This is a genomic window from Nonomuraea cavernae, assembly GCF_040655715.1.
Classification (GTDB): Bacteria; Actinomycetota; Actinomycetes; order Streptosporangiales; family Streptosporangiaceae; genus Nonomuraea; species Nonomuraea cavernae_A.
In genome coordinates, this window is sequence record NZ_JBFAKL010000008.1 from 275,655 (window position 1) to 297,334 (window position 21,680).

The window sequence follows — 21,680 nt, forward strand, 5'->3', positions numbered from 1 at the left end:
GTTGAAACTTTGCATTGAATGTTGTTTTGTGGATGGTGACCCGAAGGGAGCCATCACATGACCGACGTGACCCTGACCACCGCCCGCCAACGCCCGTTCGATCCTCCCGACGAGCTGGCCGAGCTGCGAAAACGGGGCCCGATCCACCGCATGACCTACGCCGACGGCCACCGGGGCTGGCTGGTCACCGGCTACGCGGCGGCCCGCGCGGTGCTCGCCGACCCGCGCTTCAGCAACCGGCCCGAGCACATGCACCCACCGATCCCGGGGCGGCTGGAGCTCAGCAACGAGTTGCGCGAGAACGAGTTCCGGATGCCGCCGGGGTTCTTCCTGCGCATGGACGCGCCCGAGCACACGCGCTACCGCAAGCTGCTGACCGGGCAGTTCACCGTACGCAGGATGAAGCAGCTGGAGTCCAGGGTCGAGGAGATCGCCGAGGCGTGCCTGGACCGGATGGAGGCCGCGGGCAGACCGGCCGACCTGGTCGAGCACTTCGCGCTGCCCATCCCGTCGCTGGTGATCTGCGAACTGCTCGGGGTGCCGTACGACGAGCGCGGGCGGTTCCAGGACGACTCCAAGGTGCTCTTCGCGCTCGGCAGCAAGGCCGAGGACGTCGTCGGCGCGATGTCCCGGATCTCCGCCTACCTCTACGGCCTGGTCCAGCGCAAGCGCGCCGAGCCGGCCGACGACCTGCTCAGCGGGCTGGTCACGGGCGGCGAGCTGAACGACGAGGAGCTGACGGGCGTCGCGTTCCTGCTGCTGGTGGCCGGCCACGAGACCACCGCCAACATGCTGGGCCTCGGCACCTACGCGCTGCTCGCCGACCCCGGTCAGCTCGCGGCCATGCGCGACGATTCGGCCGTGGTCGACAACGCCGTCGAGGAACTGCTGCGCTTCCTCACGATCATCCACATCGGCCCGATCAGGACCGCGCTGGAGGACGTCGAGATCGAGGGCACCCAGATCGGGCGGGGCGAGGCGGTCACGCTCAGCCTGCCCGTCGTCAACCGCGACCCGGAGCGCTTCCCTGAGCCCGACCGGCTCGACGTCACCCGGCCGGCCGGCGGGCACCTGACGTTCGGCCACGGCATCCACCAGTGCCTCGGCCAGCAACTGGCCCGGACCGAGATGCGCGTCGGCTTCCCGGCGCTGCTGCGCCGCTTTCCCGATCTACGCTTGGCCGTATCACCGGAGGAGGTGCCGATGCGCTCCGACATGAGCATCTACGGCGTGCACCGCCTCCCCGTCACCTGGTAGGTCGCCATGAAGATCAAAGCAGACACGACGGTGTGCATCGGCGCGGGCATGTGCGTGCTCACCGCTCCGGAGGTGTTCGACCAGAGCGAGGACGACGGCACGGTGGTCCTGCTCCAGCCGTCGCCGCCGGCCGGCCTGCAGGACGCCGCGCGCCGCGCGGTGGGCCTGTGCCCTTCCGGCGCTCTCTCCGTCGTTCCCTAGCCGGGAGGTCTCGGGGGCGGCGCGCGGGACCGCCGGGAGGTGGCAGGAGTGTGCCGTTTCGGTGTACGCGCAGGCGGGAACAGGTTCATCGAACCTGTGTTCGTGGAACAGGTTGACACAGAGCGTGATCGAAATTATGTTCGACCTAGTGACGTGAGGCTCGCGGCTCACGTCGAGGACCTGGTCGCGGGCCACGCTTCCCCCAAGCGAGACCCGCGATCAGGCTCCAAGGGCGAAGGGTGTGTCCTCGTCGTCGGCGGAGACGAGTGGGCGCGTCCTGGCCGGACGGGGAGAGGGGAAGCTCCTCGTCCGGCCGGCCCGGCGGAAATGTCGGTGGTGTCTGCGATCGTGGGCTTCACCGGTGGCAACGCCGGGCGCCGTCACGACCCCAAGGAGGCGTGCACATGGCACCACGGTCTAGAGACCCGCAGGGTCCCCGGCTGTCGCCCGCGGTCCGGGCGCACCTGACGGATTCACGTTCCTGCCTGGCGGAGGCGGCGGCTGCCCGCACCCCGGCATCCCGATATGTGGCGGCGCATCTGGCGGCCCTGCGCGCCGCCGCCGCGATCCTGGCCGCCCGGCCCAGGCCCATGGAGGGCCGCCGACGTCGGCTGCGCAGCGCCTGGGAGCTCCTGCCCGAGGCGGAGCCGCAGCTGGCCGAGTGGGCCGCCTACTTCTCGGTGACCGCCGCCAAGCGCGCGGCCGCCGAGGCGGGCATGGTGCGTGGCGTCTCGGCCGCCGACGCCGATGAGTTGCTGGCCGAGGCGGAGACCTTCGTCTGCACAGTGGAGGGCATTCTGGGCGTTCCCGCCCAGCCCCAACTTCCCGTCGACGTTCCCCTGGCCGGCTGACCCCGACCAGCGATAGCCCCGGACCGCCGGCCGGAGTGGGCGGTGGGCCCGCCTGAGGCGGCGCGACGCCGGGGAAGAGTGGGCCAGAACGGCGCGAAGGGCGCGCCGTCGTCGCGGCGCGCCCCTCGTCCGAAGCGGTGTCAGAAGGACTCGACGGCCCTGCGGGCCTCGGCGTCGAGCACTCCCCAGCTGATGAGTTCCTCGGTCAGCTCGGTGGGTGACTTGTCGTAGATCACGGCCAGCGAACGCAGATCCTCCTGGCGGATCGACAGCACCTTGCCGTTGTAGTCGCCACGCTGACTCTGGATGGTGGCGGCATAGCGGGCGAGGGCGCCCGCCTTCTCCTTCGGCAGTGTGGCCAGTCGCTCCAGGTCGATCACAAGCTTGGGCGTCGGGCCGAGCGGGCTGGGGGCGGCGCCACCGGGCAGCAGCTCGGAGACGGGCACCCCGTAGAAATCGGCAAGCTCGGCAAGTTTCTGCACCGTGACCGCGCGGTCGCCACGCTCGTACGATCCCACGACAACGGCTTTCCACCTGCCACGCGACTTTTCCTCGACTCCGTGCAGGGACAGGCCCTGCTGGGTGCGGATGGCGCGGAGTCGTGCACCCAGCGACTTTGCGTACTCAGACGGCATCGTGTGGCCCCCCGGCTCTCGTATGTAGCGCTCTCAGTAGATTGTGCCCCTCCGCGGCGTTTGCCGGAGCCACCGGGGGGTCTGGTGCCAGACTCGGCACCATCGGTAGCCATGGCTCTGGGGTTTCGCCCAGAACGCCACGCAGTGTGGTTACGCACAGTGACGGTAAAGGGGTGGACGCCGAAGGTCAAGCTGATTGGAAAAAAGATGTCGAATCCGGTCCGGCGGGATTCGCCTCAAACGCCCCTCTTATCCCGTGGGGGTAACAGTACTTCGTCCATGTTTCCCGAGCGAACCAGTTCGATCAAGCCTGGCGGGTGAGCATCATCACCGGGCGGCACGCGGCACGGACGATCTTCAGCGAGGTGTCACCGAGGAAGACCCGCCGCAGCGGTCCGGTGCCGCTCGACGCGCAGATGAGCAGCTCCCCGGGCAGCCACGCCGTCTCCGCGAGGGCCTGGGCCACGGTCCGCCCCTCCAGCACCTCGACCTCCACCTCGACACCCCGCCGGTGCCCACGGGCCGCCACCTCGAGGTCGGCCACCGCCTGGTCGCGCAGCCGCGCCAGCATCTCCTCCTCGATCCTGGCCCGCCGGCCGCTCCTGACCACCAGCGTCACCAGCCGGAGCGGCACGTTCAGTGAGACGGCCACCTCGGCGGCCGCCATGACCGCCGCGTCGGCGCCCGTGCCGCGCCGGTAGGCGACGGTGAGCCGGTCGAAGGCGGCGGGCGGGTCCTCGGCGTAGCCGCGCGGCGCCAGCAGCACCGGCACGGACGAGGAGTGCAGCAACTGGTCGGCGGTGCTGCCGACCGAGATCCGGCCGCGGGCGCCCTGTGGCGCCGAGCCGATCACGACCACGTCGGCCCCGCGCTCGCGAGCCAGCTCCACCAGCCCGCGCCCGCTGCCCTTGTCGGTCCGCACGACGTAGTCGACGCCGTCACCGGCCAGCTTGCGCGCCTGCGCGAGCGCGGTGTCGGCCTGCTCCTCCAGGTAGGCGCGCCAGATGGTCTCCTCGGCCTTGCCCGGTCCGGGGGCCGACCAGGCGGGCGGCTGCACGAACGCCACCGCGAGGTGCGCCCCGGCCTGGCCGGCCAGCAGCATGGCCAGGGTGAGCCCGTCACGTCCCCGCGGCTCGGGGATGAACCCGCTCAGCACGTTCTTGAGGATCATCAGCGGACCTCGGTGTTCAGCCGCGAGTAGCGGAAGCCGTACAGGAAGTAGCAGGCGAGGCCGAGCAGCATCCAGAGACCGAACGCGATCCAGGTGACACCGGCGAGTCCGGCCATCACGACGCCGCAGAAGATCGCGCCGAGCACCGGCGTGAGGGGGAACAGCGGCGTGCGGAAGCTGCGCGGCAGCTCCGGGCTGCGGTAGCGGAGCACGAGCACGCCGATGTTCACGATCCCGAACGCGAACAGCGTGCCGATGCTGGTGGCCTCGGCGAGATGGCCGAGCGGCACCAGCCCGGCCAGCACGGAGATGAACACCGCGACGATGAGCGTGTTGGCCACCGGCACCTGGCGGCGCGGGTTGACCTTCTGGAACACGCGGGGGATCAGCCCGTCGCGGGACATGGCGAACAGGATGCGGGTCTGGCCGTAGATGACGGTCAGCACCACGCTGGCGATCGCGATGACCGCGCCGAACGAGACGATGAGGCCCGCCCACGTCGAGCCCGTGGCGGCGTCCACGATCTGCGAGAGGCTGCCCTCGGTGCTCTCCGGGTCGAACGAGGTCCACGGCATGGCGCCGACGGCGGCCACGGTCACGCCCACGTAGACGACCGTCACGATGACCAGCGACAGGATGATCGCCAGCGGCAGGTCGCGCCGGGGGTTCTTGGCCTCCTCGCCCGCCGTGGAGGCGGCGTCGAAGCCGATGTAGGAGAAGAACACCTGGGACGCGGCAGCCGTGATGCCGGCGACGCCGAGGGGCGCGAAGGGCGTGAAGTTGGCCGCCTGGAAGGCGGTGAAGGCCACCACGCAGAAGAACAGCAGCACACCGATCTTGATCAGCACGAAGACGGCGTTGGCCGTGGCGCTCTCGGAGGCGCCGCCCAGCAGCAGCCAGGTCGCCAGCGCCACGATGAGGATGGCCGTGAGATTGATCACGCCGCCGTCCTGGCCCGGGGACCCGATGATCGCCGCGGGCAGCGTCCAGCCGAACAGGCTCTGCAGGAACGAGTTGAGGTACTGGCCCCAGCCGACGGCCACCGCGGCGACCGACACGGCGTACTCCAGCATCAGGCACCACCCGCAGACCCAGGCGATCAGCTCGCCCAGCGTCGCGTACGCGTAGGAGTAGGACGACCCGGACACCGGGATCGTGCCGGCCAGCTCCGCGTAGGACAGCGCGGAGAACAGCGCTGTGACGGCGGCGAGCAGGAACGACACCACGACCGCCGGACCGGCCTTCGGCACGGCCTGGCCCAGGATGACGAAGATGCCGGTGCCGAGCGTGGCGCCCACGCTGAACAGGGTCAGCTGCCACAGTGACATCGTGCGGCGCAGCTCACCGCCCTCGCCATGGCCGCCCTCCGCCACGATCTGGGCGGTCGGCTTGGTGCGGAAGAGCCGCTGGGCCAGTGTCACGGTGAACCTCCTCCACGCCTAGAGCGTGCTGGTCAGCGGCCACCTGGCGTTGGGCGTGACGATCGTGCCCGCCGTGCCCTCCAGGATCTGCTCCGCCTGGTCGAGCCGGCCGATGGCGGCCATGTCGCCGGTGGTCTCCACGAACCGGCAGACCGCCTCCACCTTCGGCCCCATCGAGCCGGCCGGGAACTCCAGGTCGCGCAGCTCGTGCGGCGTGGTGTGGCCGATCTCGCTCTGCCGGGGCGTGCCGAAGTCGCGCATCACCCGCGGCACGTCGGTCAGGATCAGGAAGGCGTCGCAGTCGAGCGCCTCGGCCAGCATCGACGCGGTCAGGTCCTTGTCGATGACCGCCTCCACGCCCGACAGACGGCCGTGCTCGTCGCGGATCACGGGGACGCCCCCGCCGCCCGCGCAGATCACCACGACCTGCTCGCGCAGCATCCGGCGGATCAGCCGGGTCTCCACCACGCGCTGCGGCGCGGGGGAGGGGACGACACGCCGCCAGTACGGGCCGTCGGGCCTGACGGTCCAGCCGTGCTCCTGGGCCAGCTTCTCGGCCTCCGCCTGGCCGTAGACGTGGCCGACGAACTTGGTGGGATGCTCGAAGGCCGGATCGACCGCGGAGACGAGGGTCTGGGTGACCATGGCCAGGATCTGCCGGCCGGGCAGGGCGTTCTGCAGGGCCTGCAGCATCCAGTAGCCGATCATGCCCTGGGTCGCGGCGCCGAGCGAGTCGAAGGGGTAGGGGCTGCTCAGGCCGAGGTCGGCCGCGCTCTGCAGCGCCAGCATGCCGACCTGCGGGCCGTTGCCGTGGGTGATGATCAGCTCGTGCTTCTCCGCCAGCCTGGCGAGCGCCTTGGCCGAGAGCGCGACGCGGGCGATCTGGGTGTCGGCGTCCGGCTGCCGCCCGCGCTCCAGCACCGCGTTTCCGCCGAGCGCGACGATGACCCGCATACGGTCTCCTAGGGTTCGCGAGGTGTGAGGTGACCGGACGGCACGCGCCCGGGGGCCATCAGATGCCGTCCCGTTCGAGCGGGCAGCTCATGCAGCGCGGCCCGCCGCGGCCGCGGCCGAGCTCGCTGCCCCGGATCGTGATGACCTCGACGCCGTGGTCGCGCAGGTAGTTGTTGGTGGTCGTGTTGCGCTCGTAGGCGACGACCACGCCCGGCTCCACGGCCAGCACGTTGCAGCCGTCGTCCCACTGCTCGCGCTCGGCGGCGCGGACGTCCTGGGTGGGGGTGAGCACGGTGATCTCGTCCAGGCCGAGCGCGTGGGCGATGGCCCGGTGCATGTCCTCGGGGCGGTGGTCGGTGACCTTCAGCTCCTTGTCGGTGTCGCCCGGCTCGATCGTGTAGGAGGGCAGCATGCCGAGCCCCGCGTACTTGGTGAACACGCCGATGTCGACCATGGTCATCACGGTGTCGAGGTGCATGAAGGCGCGGGCCTGCGGCATGTGCAGCGCGACGATCCTGCTGGCCGAGCCGGCCTGGAACAGGCGCTGGGCGAGCATCTCGACCGTCTGCGGCTGGGTGCGCTCGCTGATCCCGACGAGCACCGCGCCCCGGCCGAGGACCAGCACGTCGCCGCCCTCCAGCGTGGCCGGCGCGATCGCCTGGCCGGGCAGCCAGATCCGGTAGCCGCCCGTCGCGGGCCGGCTGAAGCCGTCGGCGAAGGTGGGGTGGAACTCGTAGACGGCCTCCATGTTGACCGTCTCGCGCATCCGGGCCTTCTTCTTCATGGCGTTGATCGACACGCCGTCGTACACCCAGCAGGAGGTGTCGCGGGTGAACAGGTGGTTGGGCAGGGGCGGCAGCACGAAGTCGTCGTCGGCCAGCGTGTGGTAGGCCACCGACTTGGGATCGCAGCCGGCGGCGAGCAGCTCGCGCTTGGTGATGCCGCCGGTCAGGTACGTCTGCAGCGTGGCGGAGTCCATCGCGTCGAGCGTGTTGCGGATGCCGTCGACGGCCAGCGGGCCCATGAAGCGCTCGTCGATGCTCGCGTCGAGGATGTGCTTGCGCGCCTCGGGGATCTCGACGGTCTCGCGCAGGAGGTCGGCCAGCAGGAGGACCTCGACCCCGCGGTCGCGCAGCACCTGCTGGAACTCCTCGTGCTCCTCCATCGCCCGGTGCACCCACAGCACGTCGTCGAAGAGGAACGCGCGGGCATTGGTCGGGGTGAGCCGCTTGAGCGCCAGGTCGGGCTGGTGCAGGAGCACCCGGCGAAGGGTGCCGACTTCGGAGTCGACGTGGAATGTCATCACTCGTATATCCCCCCATAACCGGCAAATGCACGCCATGCCGGGGACGGGGACGCCGGCCGTCGATCCGCTGGAGCCGCACGTTTCGCAGGGCTGCCGGAGACGTGCCCTGACGGCGAGGGGCTGACACGAGGTCCGCCGGGAAATTACCCGTTCGCGGGGAGGGGCGGGGGTTCGGCGGGGCGGCGCCGGTCCTGTTGTGGCTGGTAGCCCCTGGTACTGTGTGTCCCGACCAGACCCTTTAAGACCCGTCCCGTGAGGCGGGAAAGGTGGTGAGTTTTCCCATGTCCGAATCCAGGGCCGTGCTCGAAGGCCCGGACATCCACCGGGCACTGACCCGCATCGCGCACGAGATCCTCGAACGCACCAAGGGCGCGGACGAAGTCGTCCTCCTCGGCATCCCCACCCGCGGCGCCACCCTGGCCCGCCGGCTCGGTGACCGCATCGAGCGGTTCGAAGGGGTCAAGATCCCCGTCGGCTCGATCGACATCACGATGTACCGCGACGACCTCCGGCTCCGCCCCGCCCGCCCGCTCGGCCGCACCGAGCTGCCGCCCGACGGCATCGACGGCAAGACCGTCGTCCTGGTCGACGACGTCCTCTACTCCGGGCGCACCGTCCGCGCCGCGCTCGACGCGCTCAACGACCTCGGCCGCCCGACCGCCGTGCAACTCGCCACCCTGGTCGACCGGGGCCACCGCGAGCTGCCCATCCGCGCCGACTACGTCGGCAAGAACCTCCCGACCGCCAAGAGCGAGAAGGTCAAGGTCTACCTCCAGGAGATCGACGGCCGCGACGCCGTCCTGCTGATGAAGGAGGGCGCCCGGTGAACCGCCACCTCATCTCCGCCGGAGACCTCTCCAGGGACGACGCCCTGCTCATCCTCGACACCGCCGAGGAGCTGGCCAGGGTCTCGGAACGTTCCATCAAGAAGCTGCCCACGCTGCGCGGGCGCACGGTGGTCAACCTGTTCTTCGAGGACTCCACCCGCACCCGCATCTCCTTCGAGGCGGCGGCCAAGCGGCTGTCGGCCGACGTGATCAACTTCTCCGCCAAGGGCTCCAGCGTCTCCAAGGGCGAGTCGCTCAAGGACACCGCGCTGACCCTGGAGGCCATGGGCGCCGACGCCGTCGTCATCCGCCACGGCGCGTCCGGAGCCCCCCACCGGCTGGCCAACTGGGTGCACGGCAGCGTCGTCAACGCCGGAGACGGCACCCACGAGCACCCCACCCAGGCGCTGCTCGACGCCTTCTCGATGCGCCGCCGGCTCGGCGGGCTCGACGGACGCCGCGTCACCGTCGTCGGTGACGTGCTGCACAGCCGGGTCGCCCGCTCCAACGTGCTGCTGCTGCACACGCTCGGCGCCCAGGTGACGCTGGTGGCCCCGCCCACCCTGCTGCCCGTCTCGGTCGGCACCTGGCCGTGCGAGGTGTCCTACGACCTCGACGCGGTGCTGCCCAAGTCCGACGTGGTGATGATGCTGCGGGTGCAGAAGGAGCGGATGAACGCCGCCTTCTTCCCGAGCGAGCGCGAATACTCGCGCCGCTACGGCCTCGACCGCGACCGCTTCGCCAAGATGCCCGACGACGCCATCGTCATGCACCCCGGCCCGATGAACCGCGGCATGGAGATCGCCGCCGAGGTGGCCGACTCCGCGCGCTCGACGATCGTCGAGCAGGTCGCCAACGGCGTGACCATCCGCATGGCCGTCCTGTACCTGCTCCTCGGGGGAGAGATCGCACAGTGAGCGAGCACACCGACCACACCGGCGGCGAAGGGGGCGCGTTGATCATCCGTAATGTCCGGATCGTCGGCGCGGAGCCCACCGACCTGCGCGTCGAGAACGGCCTGATCGCGGAGATCGGCCCGCAGCCGCCCGGCGGCCGGTCCGTCGACGGCGGCGGCGCGGTCGCCCTGCCCGGTCTCGTCGACCTCCACACGCACCTGCGCGAGCCCGGCCGCGAGGACGCCGAGACCGTGCAGACCGGCACCCAGTCCGCCGCCCGCGGCGGCTACACCGCCGTGCACGCCATGGCCAACACCTCACCCGTCGCCGACACCGCCGGCGTGGTCGAGCAGGTGTGGCGGCTCGGCCTCGAGTTCGGCCACTGCGACGTGCAGCCGGTCGGCGCGGTCACCGTCGGCCTGGAGGGCAGGCAGCTCGCCGAGCTCGGCGCGATGGCCGACTCCGCCGCCCGCGTCCGGGTCTTCTCCGACGACGGCAGGTGCGTCGACGACGCGGTGCTCATGCGCCGCGCCCTGGAGTACGTCAAGGCGTTCGACGGCGTCGTCGCGCAGCACGCCCAGGAGCCCCGGCTCACCGAGGGGGCGCAGATGAACGAAGGCGTCGTCTCCGGCCGGCTCGGCCTCACCGGCTGGCCCGCGGTCGCCGAGGAGGCGATCATCGCCCGCGACTGCCTGCTCGCCGCGCACGTCGGCTCCCGGCTGCACATCTGCCACGTCTCCACGGCCGGCTCGGTCGAGATCATCCGCTGGGCCAAGTCCAAGGGCTGGAACATCACCGCCGAGGTCACCCCGCACCACCTGCTGCTCACCGACGACCTCGTCGAGCACTCCCCGGCCGGCGCCTACAACCCGATCTACAAGGTCAACCCGCCGCTGCGCACCCGCGCCGACGTCGAGGCCGTGCGGGAGGCGCTGGCCGACGGCACGATCGACATCGTCGCCACCGACCACGCGCCGCACCCGGTCGAGGACAAGGAGACCGAGTGGGCGGCCGCCGCCATGGGCATGGTCGGCCTGGAGACCGCGCTCAGCGTCGTGCAGGAGGCCATGGTCGACACCGGGCTGCTCGACTGGGCGGGCGTCGCCCAGCGCATGTCGCTCGTGCCCGCGCGGATCGGCCGCCTGACCGGCCACGGGCGGCCGATCGAGCCCGGCGCCCCGGCCAACCTCACCCTCTACGATCCGGCCGCCCGCACCCTGGTCGACCCCGCCGCCTTCGCCTCCAAGAGCCGCAACACCCCCTACGAGGGGATGACGCTGCCGGGGCGGGTAGTGGCGACGTTCCTGCGCGGCAAGCCCACAGTCCTCGAAGGGAAGCTCACGTGACCGACGCGCTGCTCGTACTCGAAGACGGGCGGATCTTCCACGGCACCCCCTACGGCGCGGAGGGGGAGACGTTCGGCGAGATGGTCTTCAACACCGGCATGACCGGCTACCAGGAGACCCTCACCGACCCGTCCTACCACCGCCAGATCGTCGCGATGACGGCCCCGCACATCGGCAACACCGGCGTCAACACCGAGGACCCCGAGTCGCGCCGCGTCTGGGTCGCCGGCTACGTCGTGCGCGAGCCGTCCCGCGTGGTCTCCAGCTGGCGGGCCACCGGCTCGCTCGGCGACTACCTCAAGGAGCAGGGCGTCGTCGGCATCGCCATCCCCGGCACCCGCGCCCTCACCCGCCACCTGCGCGAGCGCGGCGCCATGCGGGCCGGCATCTTCACGGCCCCCACGGAGCCGGTCGAGGACCTGGTCGAGCGCGTCCGCCGGGCGCCCCGCATGGAGGGCGCCGACCTGGCCGCCGAGGTGGCCACCACCGAGCCCTACGTGGTGCCGGCCATCGGCGCCAGGCGCTTCACGGTGGCGGCCGTCGACCTCGGCATCAAGGGCATGACGCCGCACCGGATGGCCGAGCGCGGCTGCGAGGTGCACGTGCTGCCCGCCACCGCGACCTTCGACGACATCATGGCCGTCGGGCCCGACGGCGTGTTCTTCTCCAACGGGCCGGGCGACCCGGCCACCGCCGACGTCTCGGCGCTGCGCGGCGTGCTGGAGGCCCGGGTGCCCTTCTTCGGCATCTGCTTCGGCAACCAGCTCTTCGGCCGCGCGCTCGGGCTGTCCACCTACAAGCTGCGCTACGGCCACCGCGGGGTCAACCAGCCGGTCCAGGACGTACGCACCGGCAAGGTGGAGATCTCGGCGCACAACCACGGGTTCGCCGTCCAGGCGCCGCTCGACGGGCCGTTCGACACGCCCTTCGGTCAGGCCGAGGTGAGCCACGTCAACCTCAACGACCGCTGCGTGGAGGGCCTGCGCCTGCTCGACGGGCGGGCGTTCAGCGTGCAATACCATCCCGAAGCCGCCGCCGGTCCCCATGACGCGGCCTATCTCTTCGACGAGTTCTGCGAGGTCATGACCCGTGCCCAAGCGTGAGGACATAAGGTCCGTCCTGGTGATCGGCTCCGGGCCGATCGTGATCGGGCAGGCGTGCGAGTTCGACTACTCCGGCACCCAGGCCTGCCGCGTGCTGCGCGACGAGGGCTTCCGGGTGATCCTGGTCAACAGCAACCCGGCGACGATCATGACCGATCCCGAGTTCGCCGACGCCACGTACATCGAGCCGATCACCCCCGAGTTCGTCGAGAAGATCATCGCCAAGGAGCGGCCCGACGCGCTGCTGCCGACGCTGGGCGGCCAGACCGCGCTCAACACCGCGGTCGCGCTGCACGAGTCGGGCGTGCTGGAGCGCTATGAGGTCGAGCTGATCGGCGCCGACTTCGACGCCATCCAGGCGGGCGAGAACCGCGAGCGGTTCAAGGAGATCGTCGCCAAGGTGGCCCGCGAGCACGGGTTCAACGCCGAGTCGGCCCGCTCGGTCGTCTGCCACACCATGACCGAGTGCCTGGCCGCCGCCGGTGAGCTGGGCTACCCGCTGGTCGTGCGGCCCTCGTTCACGATGGGCGGCGTGGGCTCCGGGTTCGCCTACGACGAGTCCGGCCTGCGGCGCATCGCCGGCGCCGGGCTCGACGCCTCGCCGACCACCGAGGTCCTCCTGGAGGAGTCCATCCTCGGCTGGAAGGAGTACGAACTCGAGGTCATGCGCGACAGGGTCGACAACGTGGTCATCGTCTGCTCCATCGAGAACATCGACCCGATGGGCGTCCACACCGGCGACAGCGTCACCGTCGCCCCCGCGCTGACCCTGACCGACCGCGAGTACCAGAACATGCGCGACGTCGCGATCGCCGTCATCCGCGAGGTCGGCGTCGACACCGGCGGCTGCAACATCCAGTTCGCGGTCGACCCGCGCACCGGCCGCATGGTCGTCATCGAGATGAACCCGCGGGTGTCGCGCTCGTCGGCCCTGGCGTCCAAGGCGACGGGGTTCCCGATCGCCAAGATCGCCGCCAAGCTGGCCATCGGCTACACCCTCGACGAGATCCCCAACGACATCACCCGTGAGACGCCCGCGTCCTTCGAGCCGACGCTCGACTACATCGTGGTCAAGGTGCCGCGGTTCGCGTTCGAGAAGTTCAAGGGCGCCGACCGGACCCTCACCACCCACATGAAGTCGGTGGGCGAGGCCATGGCCATCGGCCGCTCCTTCCCGGAGGCGCTGCAGAAGGCGCTGCGGTCGCTGGAGAAGAAGGACTCGTCGTTCACCTGGGCGGGCGAGGTGTCCGCCAAGGCCGAGCTGCTCGACGCCTGCCGCACCCCGCACGACGGGCGGCTGCGCACCATGCAGCAGGCCATCAGGGCGGGGGCCACCACGCGCGAGCTGTTCGAGGCCACCAGCGTCGACCCGTGGTTCCTCGACCAGCTGCTGCTGCTCGACGAGGAGGCCCGGGAGCTCGCCGAAGCGCCCGAGCTGACCGTCGAGGGGCTCCAGCGGGCCAAGCGCCACGGCTTCAGCGACGCGCAGATCGGCGAGATCCGCGGCATCGACGAGGCCCGCGTCCGCGACCTGCGGCACGCGCTGGGGCTGCGCCCCGTCTACAACACGGTCGACACCTGCGCCGCCGAGTTCGCCGCCCAGACGCCCTACCTCTACTCCGCCTACGACGAGGAGAGCGAGGTGCCCTTCGGCGAGCGGCCGAAGGTGATCATCCTCGGCTCCGGGCCCAACCGCATCGGGCAGGGCATCGAGTTCGACTACGCGTGCGTGCACGCCTCGTTCGAGCTGTCCAGGGCCGGGTTCGAGACCGTCATGGTCAACTGCAACCCCGAGACCGTCTCCACCGACTACGACACCTCCGACCGGCTCTACTTCGAGCCGCTCACCCTGGAGGACGTCCTGGAGGTGGTGCACGCCGAGCAGCAGACCGGGCCCGTCGCGGGCGTCATCGTGCAACTGGGCGGGCAGACGCCGCTCGGGCTGGCCCAGGAGCTGAAGGACGCGGGCGTGCCCGTGGTGGGCACCTCGCCCGAGTCCATCCACCTGGCCGAGGAGCGCGGCGCCTTCGGCCGCGTGCTGGCCGAGGCGGGCCTGCCCGCGCCCAAGCACGGCACGGCGCTGACCGTCTCGGAGGCGCTGGAGATCGCCGAGGACATCGGCTACCCCGTGCTGGTGCGCCCCTCCTACGTGCTGGGCGGGGCCGGCATGGCCATCGTCTACGACGACGAGACCCTGACCCGCTACATGGCGGCCCAGGAGGGCGGTCACCCGGTGCTGGTCGACAAGTTCCTCGACGAGGCCGTGGAGATCGACGTCGACGCCCTCTACGACGGCTCCGAGCTCTACCTGGGCGGCGTCATGGAGCACATCGAGGAGGCCGGCATCCACTCCGGCGACTCGGCGTGCGCGCTGCCGCCCATCACGCTCGGCAGCCACGACATCACCCGCATCCGCGCCGCCACCGAGGCCATCGCCAGCGGCGTCGGCGTGCGCGGGCTGCTGAACGTCCAGTACGCCATGTCGGCCGGCGTCCTCTACGTGCTGGAGGCCAACCCGCGGGCCAGCCGCACCGTGCCGTTCGTGTCCAAGGCGACCGGCGCCCCGCTGGCCAAGGCGGCGGCCCGGGTGATGCTGGGCAGCTCGATCGCCTCGCTGCGCGAGGAGGGCATGCTGCCCGCCTCCGGCGACGGGGGCACGCTGCCGCTGGAGGCGTCGATCGCGGTCAAGGAGGCGGTGCTGCCGTTCAACCGGTTCCGCGGCGTCGACATCGTGCTCGGGCCGGAGATGCGCTCGACCGGCGAGGTCATGGGCATCGACGAGTTCTTCGGCATCGCCTACGCCAAGTCCCAGGCCGCCGCCTACGGCGAGCTGCCCACCAAGGGGCGGGCGTTCGTGTCCGTGGCCAACCGCGACAAGCGTGCGATGATCTTCCCGGTGCGGGCTCTGGCCGACCTCGGTTTCGAGATCCTGGCCACCGAGGGCACGGCCGAGGTGCTGCGCCGCAACGGTGTCCATGCCAAGATCGTGCGCAAGCACAGCGAGGGACCCGGACCGGGAGGTGAGCCGACGAGCGTGCAAGCCATCCTGGACGGTGAGGTCGACCTGATCGTCAACACGCCGTTCGGCAGCCCGGGGCAGTCCGGCCCGCGGCTCGACGGTTACGACATCCGCACCGCCGCGGTGCTGCGCGGCATCCCGTGCATCACCACGGTCGCGGGACTGGCGGCGGCCGCCGCGGGCATCCAGGCCATCGTGCGGGGCGATGTCGGCGTACGGTCCCTCCAGGAGCACGCGAAGGCGCTTCGGGGATAGCTCCCACGGGAGGTGAACGAGACTGGCCGGCACACCTGTGCAGGTGACGGGCACGGTGCTGACGACGCGCCGGGTCGACGCCTACCATGCGCTGACGGTGGTGGCGCCCGGCATCGCCGAGCGCTACCGCCCCGGTCACTTCGTGTCCGTCGCGGTCGGCGGGGCGCACACGTCGATGGTGACCCGCCGGGCTCTCACCGTCCACGACGTCAAGTCCGACTACGGCGGCACGGTGGAGCTCGTCTTCATGGTGCGCGGGCCCGGCACCGCCTGGCTCGCCGAGCGCCGTGCCCGCGACACCCTCGACCTGGTGGGTCCGCTCGGGCGGCCGTTCCCGCTGCCGCGCGACCCCGTCCACTGCGTGCTGGTCGGCGCCGAGTACGGCGCGGCGGTGCTGTTCCCGGTGGCCGACGCGCTGCTGGAACGGGGCTGCCGGGTCGACTTCGTGCTCGGCGGGGCCGGCGCCGACCGGGTGTTCGGCGCGATGCGGGCCCGGCGGATGGCCGCCACCACGACGCTCACCACCGAGGACGGCTCCCTGGGCCTGCGCGGCAAGGTGACGGACGCGCTGCCGTCGGTGATCGCCGACACCCGGGCCGACGCCGTCTACGCGTGCGGGCCGATGGAGACCCTGCGGGCGGTCACGGCCGTGGCGATGGAGTTCGACATTCCGGTGCAGGTGGCGGTGGAGGAGTCGATGGCGTGCGGCATCGGCGTGTGCATGACGTGCGTGCTCCCGGTCATCGGCGACGACGGGGTGACCAGGATGCTGCGAGCCTGCGCCGAGGGCCCGGTGTTCCGGGGGGAGCGGGTGCGGTTCGAGGACGTGGGAACGATCCCGTTCGACGCTCTCGGCGCGCCCGGGGGCGGTGCTCGCCATGCGGGCTGAGTGGTGACCTGACATGTCCGTAGATATGCGTACATTTCTGGCACACGTGGAGCTGGCGAACCCGATCACCACGGCCGCCGGATGCGCCGCCTCCGGCCGCGAGCTCGCCCAGTTCTTCGACCTGCACCGGCTGGGAGCGCTCGCCACCCGGTCGATCACCATGGCCCCGCGCGCCGGCCGGCCGACGCCGCGCATGGCCGAGACGCCGTCCGGCATGCTCAACGCCGTCGGCCTCCAGGGCCCCGGCATCGACGCCTTCCTCGAACGCGAGCTGCCCTGGCTGGCCCAGCGCGGCATCCGCACCATCGTCTCGATCGGCGGCGGCACCGTCGCCGAATACTCCGAGCTGGCCCGCAGGCTCGCCGACGCGCCCGGGGTGACGGCGCTCGAGGTCAACCTGTCGTGCCCCAACATGGAGGACCGCGGCCGGGTCTTCGCCCGCGAGGGCGGCGCCGCCGCCGAGGTCATCGCCGCCGTGCGGTCCATCATGCGTTACGACGTGCCGGTCGTCGCCAAGCTCGCGCCCGACGTGGCCGACATCGTCGCCGTGGCCCGCGCCTGCGCCGACGCGGGCGCCGACGCGCTGTCGATGATCAACAACCCGCTCGGCATGGCCATCGACACCGAGACGCTGCGGCCCTCGCTCGCCGCCGTGACCGGCGGACTGTCCGGCCCGGCCATCCTGCCGCTGGCCGTACGGTGTGTCTGGCAGGTGCACGCCGCGCTCCCGGGAGTGCCGTTGATCGGCGTCGGCGGCGTGATGACCGGCAGAGACGCCTTCCAGCTCATCCTGGCGGGCGCCTGCGCGGTCGGGGTGGGCACCGCCCTGTTCCACGACCCCTACGCGTGCCTGCGGATCGAGCGCGAGCTCGAGGACCTGCTGCGGGCCCGCGGCTTCCAGCGGCTGGCCGACGCCGTCGGCCTGGCCCACCGTCCACCGGGCGGCGCCCCCCGGCACCTGCTCGTCGACACCGAGGAGAGCTCCCCTTGACCCCCGCACCCATCGCCGTCGCCCTCGACGCTCCCGACCTGGAGACCGCCGCCAGGTGGGCCGCCCTGGTGACGCCCCACGTGAGCACCGTGAAGGTGGGCCTGGAGCTCTATCTGCGCTACGGCCCTGATGTGATCGCCTCCGTGCGGGGAGCCAGCGGCGTCAGCGTCTTCCTCGACCTCAAGCTGCACGACATCCCCAACACGGTGGCCGGCGCGGCCCGCGCCGTCTCCCGGCTGCGGCCCGCCATCCTCACCGTGCACGCCACGGGCGGACCCGCGATGATCAGGGCGGCGGTGGACGCCGCGCCCCACACCCAGATCGCCGCCGTCACGGTGCTGACCTCCCTCAGCGAGGCCGACCTGGGCAGCATCGGCCTGATCGGCCCGGCCGACGACGCGGTGCGCCGGCTGGCCGCCATGTCGGTCGACGCCGGCGCGACCGCCCTGGTCTGCAGCCCCAACGAGGTCGCGGCGGTGCGCTCGGAGGTCGGTCCGGGCATCACCCTGATCACGCCGGGCGTGCGTCCCACGGGCGCCGACACCCAGGACCAGGCCCGGGTCGCCACCCCCGAACAGGCCCTCGCCGATGGGGCCGACCTGCTGGTGATCGGTCGCCCCATCACCGCCTCGCCGGACCCGGGGGCCGCGGCCGCCGCCGTGGCCGCCGCACTCAGGCGCACCGCGACGCCTTCCTGACGGCGCGGCCCGCTCGCCGCACAAGATCGAATGATGTCACAACCGTGGCGATCCCGCGACGTGCGAGCCCGCCGGGACGAGGTTTGGGACACAGGTCGGCGGGTGGTTTCGGACAGAGACGGGCAGCTGGAATGTGATCTTCGTCCGCTTCGGCGTGCCCCAGAAGAGCCTGGGGACGAACCGGGAAGTGAGGACGTTTTGCTCACCAGACTGTAGTTTTTTCTACACGGAGAGCGACGAAGTAGATTTTGTCGCGAGAGAAACTGCTCTTGACGTTGCTTAGGGGGCGATGACCAGCTAGTTTCCCTTCCCGTCCGAGTACATCGACAGAAATTCGAGGTGACCCGGCGTGGCTCTTCCTCCCCTGACCCCTGAGCAGCGCGCCGCAGCCCTGGAGAAGGCTGCCAAGGCCCGTAAAGAGCGTGCCGAGGTCAAGAACCGGCTCAAGCATGGCGCGGTTTCTCTGGCTGAGGTGCTCAAGGATGGGCAGACCGACGACGTCATCGGCAAGATGAAGGTGTCGGCCTTGTTGGAGTCGCTCCCCGGCGTGGGCAAGGTCCGCGCCAAGCAGCTCATGGAGCGGCTTGCCATCGCCGAGTCCCGCCGCGTGCGGGGTCTCGGTGCGAACCAGAGGGCATCCCTCGAGCGCGAGTTCGGTGGCAACGAGAGCTAATCTCGGTTCCACACGAACACGCGGGTTCAACGGGGGGTAGGAAGTGACCGACAGGTCCAGGTCCGGCAATGCAAGGGCCGATGAGGCAGTCGGATCAGGAGCGCAGGTCGGCGACTTCCTCCCCTCGGGTGACAGACGGCTGACGGTCCTGTCGGGGCCGTCCGGCGTAGGCAAGTCCACGGTCGTCGCCGAGCTCCGGCGGGCACACCCCGGGGTGTGGCTGTCGGTCTCGGTGACCACCAGGCGGCCCCGGCCCGGCGAGGTGCACGGGGTCCACTACTTCTTCGTCGACGGCGAGGAGTTCGACCGGCTGGTCGAGTCGGGTGAGCTGCTCGAATGGGCGGAGTTCGCCGGCAACCGCTACGGCACGCCCCGGCGCGCCGTCCTGGAGCGGGTCGCCGCCGGGGTGCCCACGCTGCTGGAGATCGACCTTGAGGGCGCCAGGCAGGTGCGACGCAGCATGCCGGAGGCCCTGCTGGTGTTCCTGGCCCCGCCGAGCTGGCAGGAGCTGGAGAAGCGGCTGCGCGGCCGCGGCACCGAACCCGAGGAGGTCATCGCCCGCCGGCTGGAGGCCGGGCGGATCGAGATGGCGGCCGAGAAGGAGTTCGATCTCACCCTGGTCAACACGGATGTGAAAGACGTGTGCCGCCGGCTGATAGCCTTGATGACTGACCCTCTGGGGGTCACGACAACCACCAACCGAGAGGTCTGACAATCGTGGCAGGCATCGCCCCGGTCGCTGAGGGGATCACCAACCCACCGATCGACGCGCTGCTCGACATCGTCGACAGCAAATACTCCCTGGTGATCATGGGCGCCAAGCGGGCCCGCCAGATCAACGCCTACTACTCCCAGCTCGGCGAGGGCCTGCTCGAATACGTCGGGCCGCTGGTCGAGACGCACGCCCAGGAGAAGCCGCTCTCGATCGCGCTGCGCGAGGTGTCCGAGGGGCTGCTCAACGCCGAGCCCATCGAAGGCGCGGTCTGACCGCTTCGATGAAGGTCGTCCTTGGCGTCACCGGGGGCATCGCCGCCTACAAGGCGTGTGAGCTCCTGCGCCTGTTCACCGAGTCCGGGCATCAGGTGCGGGTCGTCCCGACCCGCGACGCCCTGCGGTTCGTGGGCGAGCCCACCTGGGCGGCCCTGTCGGGCCAGCCCGTGGCGACCGAGGTCTGGGACGACGTGCACGAGGTGCCCCACGTGCGGATCGGCCAGAGCGCCGACCTCGTGGTGGTGGCGCCCGCCACCGCCGACATGCTGGCCAAGGCGGCTCACGGCCTGGCCGGCGACCTGCTCACCAACACGCTGCTGACCGCGCGCTGCCCGGTGGTGTTCGCGCCCGCGATGCACACCGAGATGTGGCAGCACCCCGCCACCCGCGCCAACGTCGCGACGCTGCGCGAGCGCGGCGCCGTGGTGATCGACCCCGCCGTCGGCCGGCTCACCGGCGCCGACACCGGCCCAGGGCGGCTGCCCGACCCCGCAGAGATCTTCCAGGTCTGCCTGCGCGTGCTGCGCGGCGCCCCGCGCGACCTGGCCGGGCGCAGGGTCGTCGTCTCCGCCGGCGGCACCCGTGAGGCCATCGACCCCGTCCGCTACATCGGCAACCGGTCCTCCGGGCTGCAGGGATACTCCCTGGCCCGCACGGCCGTCGCGCGCGGCGCCGAGGTGACCCTGGTCGCCGCCAACGTCACGCTGCCCGATCCCGCGGGGGCCACGGTGGTCCGGGCGGAGTCCACCGCCGAGCTGCGCGAGGCGGTGCTGGCCGCCGCCACCGACGCCGACGTGGTGGTCATGGCCGCGGCCGTCGCCGACTTCCGGCCGTCCACGTGGCACGAGTCCAAGATCAAGAAGACCGACGGCGAGCCCGAGGCCATCCCGCTGACGAAGAACCCCGACATCCTGGCCGAGCTGGGCGAGCTCCGCCGAGCCGCCCGCGCGCGGGACGCCGGGCATCCCCAGGTGATCGTCGGATTCGCCGCCGAGACCGACGACGTGCTGGCCAACGGCCGCGCCAAGCTCGCCCGCAAGGGCTGCGACCTGCTCGTCGTCAACCAGGTGGGCCGCGACCTCGCGTTCGGCACCCCCGACAACGCCGCCACCGTGCTCGCCGCCGACGGCGACGCGGTCGAGGTGAAGCGCGGTCCCAAGGACGACGTGGCCGACGCCGTCTGGGATCTGGTGGCCGCGCGCCTCGTCTGACGGCCGTACGAGTCCGTTACCGCATCACCTGTTGCACACCCCCGTACGCCTGCGGATACTTGGCGCGAAGGGGGACGGAATGCCGGTGAGTTCCGCTGTCAGAGACCGTTGCAGGACACTACTGGGCGATCACGAAGAGATCAGCTACGTCTTTCCCGCGTTGTCGGTGGGGCCCGGGGGGGCCGCCGACTTCCTGATCGTCGTGACCGGCCGATCGATCTCGGTGCTGGCCACCAAGATGCTCCAGCGAGACCGCCCGATCTCGATCTACGCGATCTTCCCCAGGCACACCCGCCTGGGGCCGATCCTGCAGGCGCCCGGGCCGGTCATCGAGCTCGGGTCGCTCGCGTTCGAGTTCGAGGAGGAGTACGCGGCGGTGGTCGCGGCGGCCGACGCGGAGATCTTCGCACCCGAGACGCTGCCTCCCGATCCGCTGCCTGACCTGTGAGGCACGCCAGGATTCGGGCAGTTTCGCGGCAGGGCGTCCGGTAGGGCTAGACTTCGGGAGGCCCGGGCCTGTCCGACCGCCGGAGCCGCAATCCGTCAGCAGCCGCTGCATGAGGAGCCACTGAGTTGTCACGTCGCCTGTTCACCTCCGAGTCGGTCACCGAGGGCCACCCGGACAAGATTGCCGACCAGATCAGTGACGCGATTCTCGACACGATGCTCAAAGACGACCCCACGAGCCGGGTCGCCGTCGAGACGATGATCACTACCGGCCAGGTCCACGTCGCAGGCGAGGTGACGACCGAGACCTACGTCGACATCCCGGGTGTCATCCGGGAGAAGATCCTGGAGATCGGTTACGACGCCTCCCACAAGGGTTTCGACGGCGCCTCGTGTGGCGTGTCGGTGTCCATCGGGGCGCAGTCGCCCGACATCGCGCAGGGAGTCGACGACGCCTACGAGCACCGCTCGGGCGAGGGCGTGGACGAGCTCGACCGGCAGGGCGCCGGTGACCAGGGGCTGATGTTCGGCTACGCGTG

General features: G+C 71.1%; 22 protein-coding genes. 17 read left to right on the forward strand and 5 right to left on the reverse strand.

The features are described 5' to 3' along the window. Positions 1-57 precede the first annotated feature (57 nt). From AB0I38_RS14895 to AB0I38_RS14905, 3 genes are all read left to right on the forward strand, one after another. Positions 58-1,257 carry a cytochrome P450 gene (locus tag AB0I38_RS14895; protein ID WP_358467077.1) on the forward strand — a complete coding sequence of 400 codons (1,200 nt, stop codon included), beginning with the start codon at positions 58-60 and terminating at the stop codon, positions 1,255-1,257. A gap of 6 nt (positions 1,258-1,263) precedes the next feature. Beyond that, on the forward strand, positions 1,264-1,458 hold the full coding sequence (locus tag AB0I38_RS14900) for a ferredoxin (RefSeq protein ID WP_358467079.1): 195 nt from the start codon (positions 1,264-1,266) through the stop codon (positions 1,456-1,458). A gap of 404 nt (positions 1,459-1,862) precedes the next feature. Then, entirely contained in the window at positions 1,863-2,309 is a 447-nt protein-coding gene (locus AB0I38_RS14905; RefSeq protein ID WP_358467081.1) for an SAV_6107 family HEPN domain-containing protein, read from the forward strand. Between the two features lie 140 nt (positions 2,310-2,449). On the opposite strand, the gene bldD is transcribed toward AB0I38_RS14905, so the two are convergent. From bldD to AB0I38_RS14930, 5 genes are all read right to left on the reverse strand, one after another. Beyond that, on the reverse strand, positions 2,450-2,944 hold the full coding sequence (bldD, locus tag AB0I38_RS14910; RefSeq protein WP_049574916.1) for a transcriptional regulator BldD: 495 nt from the start codon (positions 2,942-2,944) through the stop codon (positions 2,450-2,452). Positions 2,945-3,248: 304 nt separating this feature from the next. Beyond that, the gene (locus tag AB0I38_RS14915; RefSeq protein WP_358467083.1) at positions 3,249-4,115 is read right to left on the reverse strand and encodes a universal stress protein; all 867 of its coding nucleotides are present in this window, start codon (positions 4,113-4,115) and stop codon (positions 3,249-3,251) included. Next, the gene (locus AB0I38_RS14920; protein WP_358467085.1) at positions 4,115-5,536 is read right to left on the reverse strand and encodes an amino acid permease; all 1,422 of its coding nucleotides are present in this window, start codon (positions 5,534-5,536) and stop codon (positions 4,115-4,117) included. Before AB0I38_RS14920 ends, AB0I38_RS14915 begins: the two co-directional genes overlap by 1 nt. Before the next feature lie 18 nt (positions 5,537-5,554). Then, positions 5,555-6,490 carry a carbamate kinase gene (gene arcC / locus AB0I38_RS14925; RefSeq protein WP_358467087.1) on the reverse strand — a complete coding sequence of 312 codons (936 nt, stop codon included), beginning with the start codon at positions 6,488-6,490 and terminating at the stop codon, positions 5,555-5,557. Positions 6,491-6,548: 58 nt separating this feature from the next. Then, complete coding sequence (locus AB0I38_RS14930) at positions 6,549-7,793, reverse strand: arginine deiminase (RefSeq protein WP_358467130.1); 1,245 nt, start codon at positions 7,791-7,793, stop codon at positions 6,549-6,551. A gap of 284 nt (positions 7,794-8,077) precedes the next feature. Between AB0I38_RS14930 and pyrR the strand changes: the two genes are divergently transcribed. From pyrR to AB0I38_RS15000, 14 genes are all read left to right on the forward strand, one after another. Next, positions 8,078-8,623 carry a bifunctional pyr operon transcriptional regulator/uracil phosphoribosyltransferase PyrR gene (gene pyrR, locus AB0I38_RS14935; RefSeq protein WP_358467089.1) on the forward strand — a complete coding sequence of 182 codons (546 nt, stop codon included), beginning with the start codon at positions 8,078-8,080 and terminating at the stop codon, positions 8,621-8,623. Further along, positions 8,620-9,540: an aspartate carbamoyltransferase catalytic subunit gene (locus tag AB0I38_RS14940; protein WP_358467091.1), complete on the forward strand. Its 921-nt coding sequence runs from the start codon at positions 8,620-8,622 to the stop codon at positions 9,538-9,540. The genes pyrR and AB0I38_RS14940 overlap by 4 nt, the downstream gene beginning before the upstream one ends. A gap of 38 nt (positions 9,541-9,578) precedes the next feature. Further along, the gene (locus tag AB0I38_RS14945) at positions 9,579-10,865 is read left to right on the forward strand and encodes a dihydroorotase (RefSeq protein ID WP_436838745.1); all 1,287 of its coding nucleotides are present in this window, start codon (positions 9,579-9,581) and stop codon (positions 10,863-10,865) included. Beyond that, entirely contained in the window at positions 10,862-11,968 is a 1,107-nt protein-coding gene (gene carA, locus AB0I38_RS14950; protein WP_358467095.1) for a glutamine-hydrolyzing carbamoyl-phosphate synthase small subunit, read from the forward strand. The genes AB0I38_RS14945 and carA overlap by 4 nt, the downstream gene beginning before the upstream one ends. Continuing rightward, a complete protein-coding gene (gene carB / locus AB0I38_RS14955) occupies positions 11,955-15,242 on the forward strand; it encodes a carbamoyl-phosphate synthase large subunit (protein ID WP_358467097.1) in 3,288 nt (1,095 codons plus the stop codon). Before carA ends, carB begins: the two co-directional genes overlap by 14 nt. Before the next feature lie 37 nt (positions 15,243-15,279). After that, positions 15,280-16,131: a dihydroorotate dehydrogenase electron transfer subunit gene (locus tag AB0I38_RS14960; protein WP_358467098.1), complete on the forward strand. Its 852-nt coding sequence runs from the start codon at positions 15,280-15,282 to the stop codon at positions 16,129-16,131. Positions 16,132-16,144: 13 nt separating this feature from the next. Then, complete coding sequence (locus tag AB0I38_RS14965; RefSeq protein WP_358467100.1) at positions 16,145-17,122, forward strand: dihydroorotate dehydrogenase; 978 nt, start codon at positions 16,145-16,147, stop codon at positions 17,120-17,122. Beyond that, positions 17,119-17,820 carry an orotidine-5'-phosphate decarboxylase gene (gene pyrF / locus AB0I38_RS14970; RefSeq protein ID WP_358467102.1) on the forward strand — a complete coding sequence of 234 codons (702 nt, stop codon included), beginning with the start codon at positions 17,119-17,121 and terminating at the stop codon, positions 17,818-17,820. The genes AB0I38_RS14965 and pyrF overlap by 4 nt, the downstream gene beginning before the upstream one ends. 349 nt (positions 17,821-18,169) lie before the next feature. Further along, the gene (gene mihF / locus AB0I38_RS14975; RefSeq protein WP_020541698.1) at positions 18,170-18,493 is read left to right on the forward strand and encodes an integration host factor, actinobacterial type; all 324 of its coding nucleotides are present in this window, start codon (positions 18,170-18,172) and stop codon (positions 18,491-18,493) included. 139 nt (positions 18,494-18,632) lie between these two features. Further along, positions 18,633-19,205 (forward strand): guanylate kinase, encoded by a 573-nt coding sequence (gene gmk / locus AB0I38_RS14980; RefSeq protein WP_225264293.1) that lies wholly within the window; start codon positions 18,633-18,635, stop codon positions 19,203-19,205. Between the two features lie 5 nt (positions 19,206-19,210). Then, positions 19,211-19,480 (forward strand): DNA-directed RNA polymerase subunit omega, encoded by a 270-nt coding sequence (gene rpoZ, locus AB0I38_RS14985; RefSeq protein ID WP_101783051.1) that lies wholly within the window; start codon positions 19,211-19,213, stop codon positions 19,478-19,480. An 8-nt stretch (positions 19,481-19,488) separates the two neighbouring features. After that, the gene (coaBC, locus tag AB0I38_RS14990) at positions 19,489-20,694 is read left to right on the forward strand and encodes a bifunctional phosphopantothenoylcysteine decarboxylase/phosphopantothenate--cysteine ligase CoaBC (protein WP_358467104.1); all 1,206 of its coding nucleotides are present in this window, start codon (positions 19,489-19,491) and stop codon (positions 20,692-20,694) included. Between the two features lie 79 nt (positions 20,695-20,773). Continuing rightward, on the forward strand, positions 20,774-21,142 hold the full coding sequence (locus AB0I38_RS14995) for a hypothetical protein (protein ID WP_189128714.1): 369 nt from the start codon (positions 20,774-20,776) through the stop codon (positions 21,140-21,142). 125 nt (positions 21,143-21,267) lie between these two features. Further along, on the forward strand, positions 21,268-21,680 hold a 413-nt coding region (locus AB0I38_RS15000; RefSeq protein WP_358467107.1), incomplete at its 3' end, for an S-adenosylmethionine synthetase N-terminal domain-containing protein.

Bases quoted from the DNA above. Each gene is read 5' to 3' on its own strand.
- AB0I38_RS14995 (WP_189128714.1), top strand. From the start codon at position 20,774: ATGCCGGTGAGTTCCGCTGTCAGAGACCGTTGCAGGACACTACTGGGC.
- AB0I38_RS14895 (WP_358467077.1), top strand. From the start codon at position 58: ATGACCGACGTGACCCTGACCACCGCCCGCCAACGCCCGTTCGATCCT.
- arcC (WP_358467087.1), bottom strand. From the start codon at position 6,490: ATGCGGGTCATCGTCGCGCTCGGCGGAAACGCGGTGCTGGAGCGCGGG.
- AB0I38_RS14905 (WP_358467081.1), top strand. From the start codon at position 1,863: ATGGCACCACGGTCTAGAGACCCGCAGGGTCCCCGGCTGTCGCCCGCG.
- coaBC (WP_358467104.1), top strand. From the start codon at position 19,489: ATGAAGGTCGTCCTTGGCGTCACCGGGGGCATCGCCGCCTACAAGGCG.
- AB0I38_RS14965 (WP_358467100.1), top strand. From the start codon at position 16,145: ATGTCCGTAGATATGCGTACATTTCTGGCACACGTGGAGCTGGCGAAC.
- AB0I38_RS14930 (WP_358467130.1), bottom strand. From the start codon at position 7,793: ATGACATTCCACGTCGACTCCGAAGTCGGCACCCTTCGCCGGGTGCTC.
- bldD (WP_049574916.1), bottom strand. From the start codon at position 2,944: ATGCCGTCTGAGTACGCAAAGTCGCTGGGTGCACGACTCCGCGCCATC.
- pyrR (WP_358467089.1), top strand. From the start codon at position 8,078: ATGTCCGAATCCAGGGCCGTGCTCGAAGGCCCGGACATCCACCGGGCA.
- AB0I38_RS14900 (WP_358467079.1), top strand. From the start codon at position 1,264: ATGAAGATCAAAGCAGACACGACGGTGTGCATCGGCGCGGGCATGTGC.
- AB0I38_RS14915 (WP_358467083.1), bottom strand. From the start codon at position 4,115: ATGATCCTCAAGAACGTGCTGAGCGGGTTCATCCCCGAGCCGCGGGGA.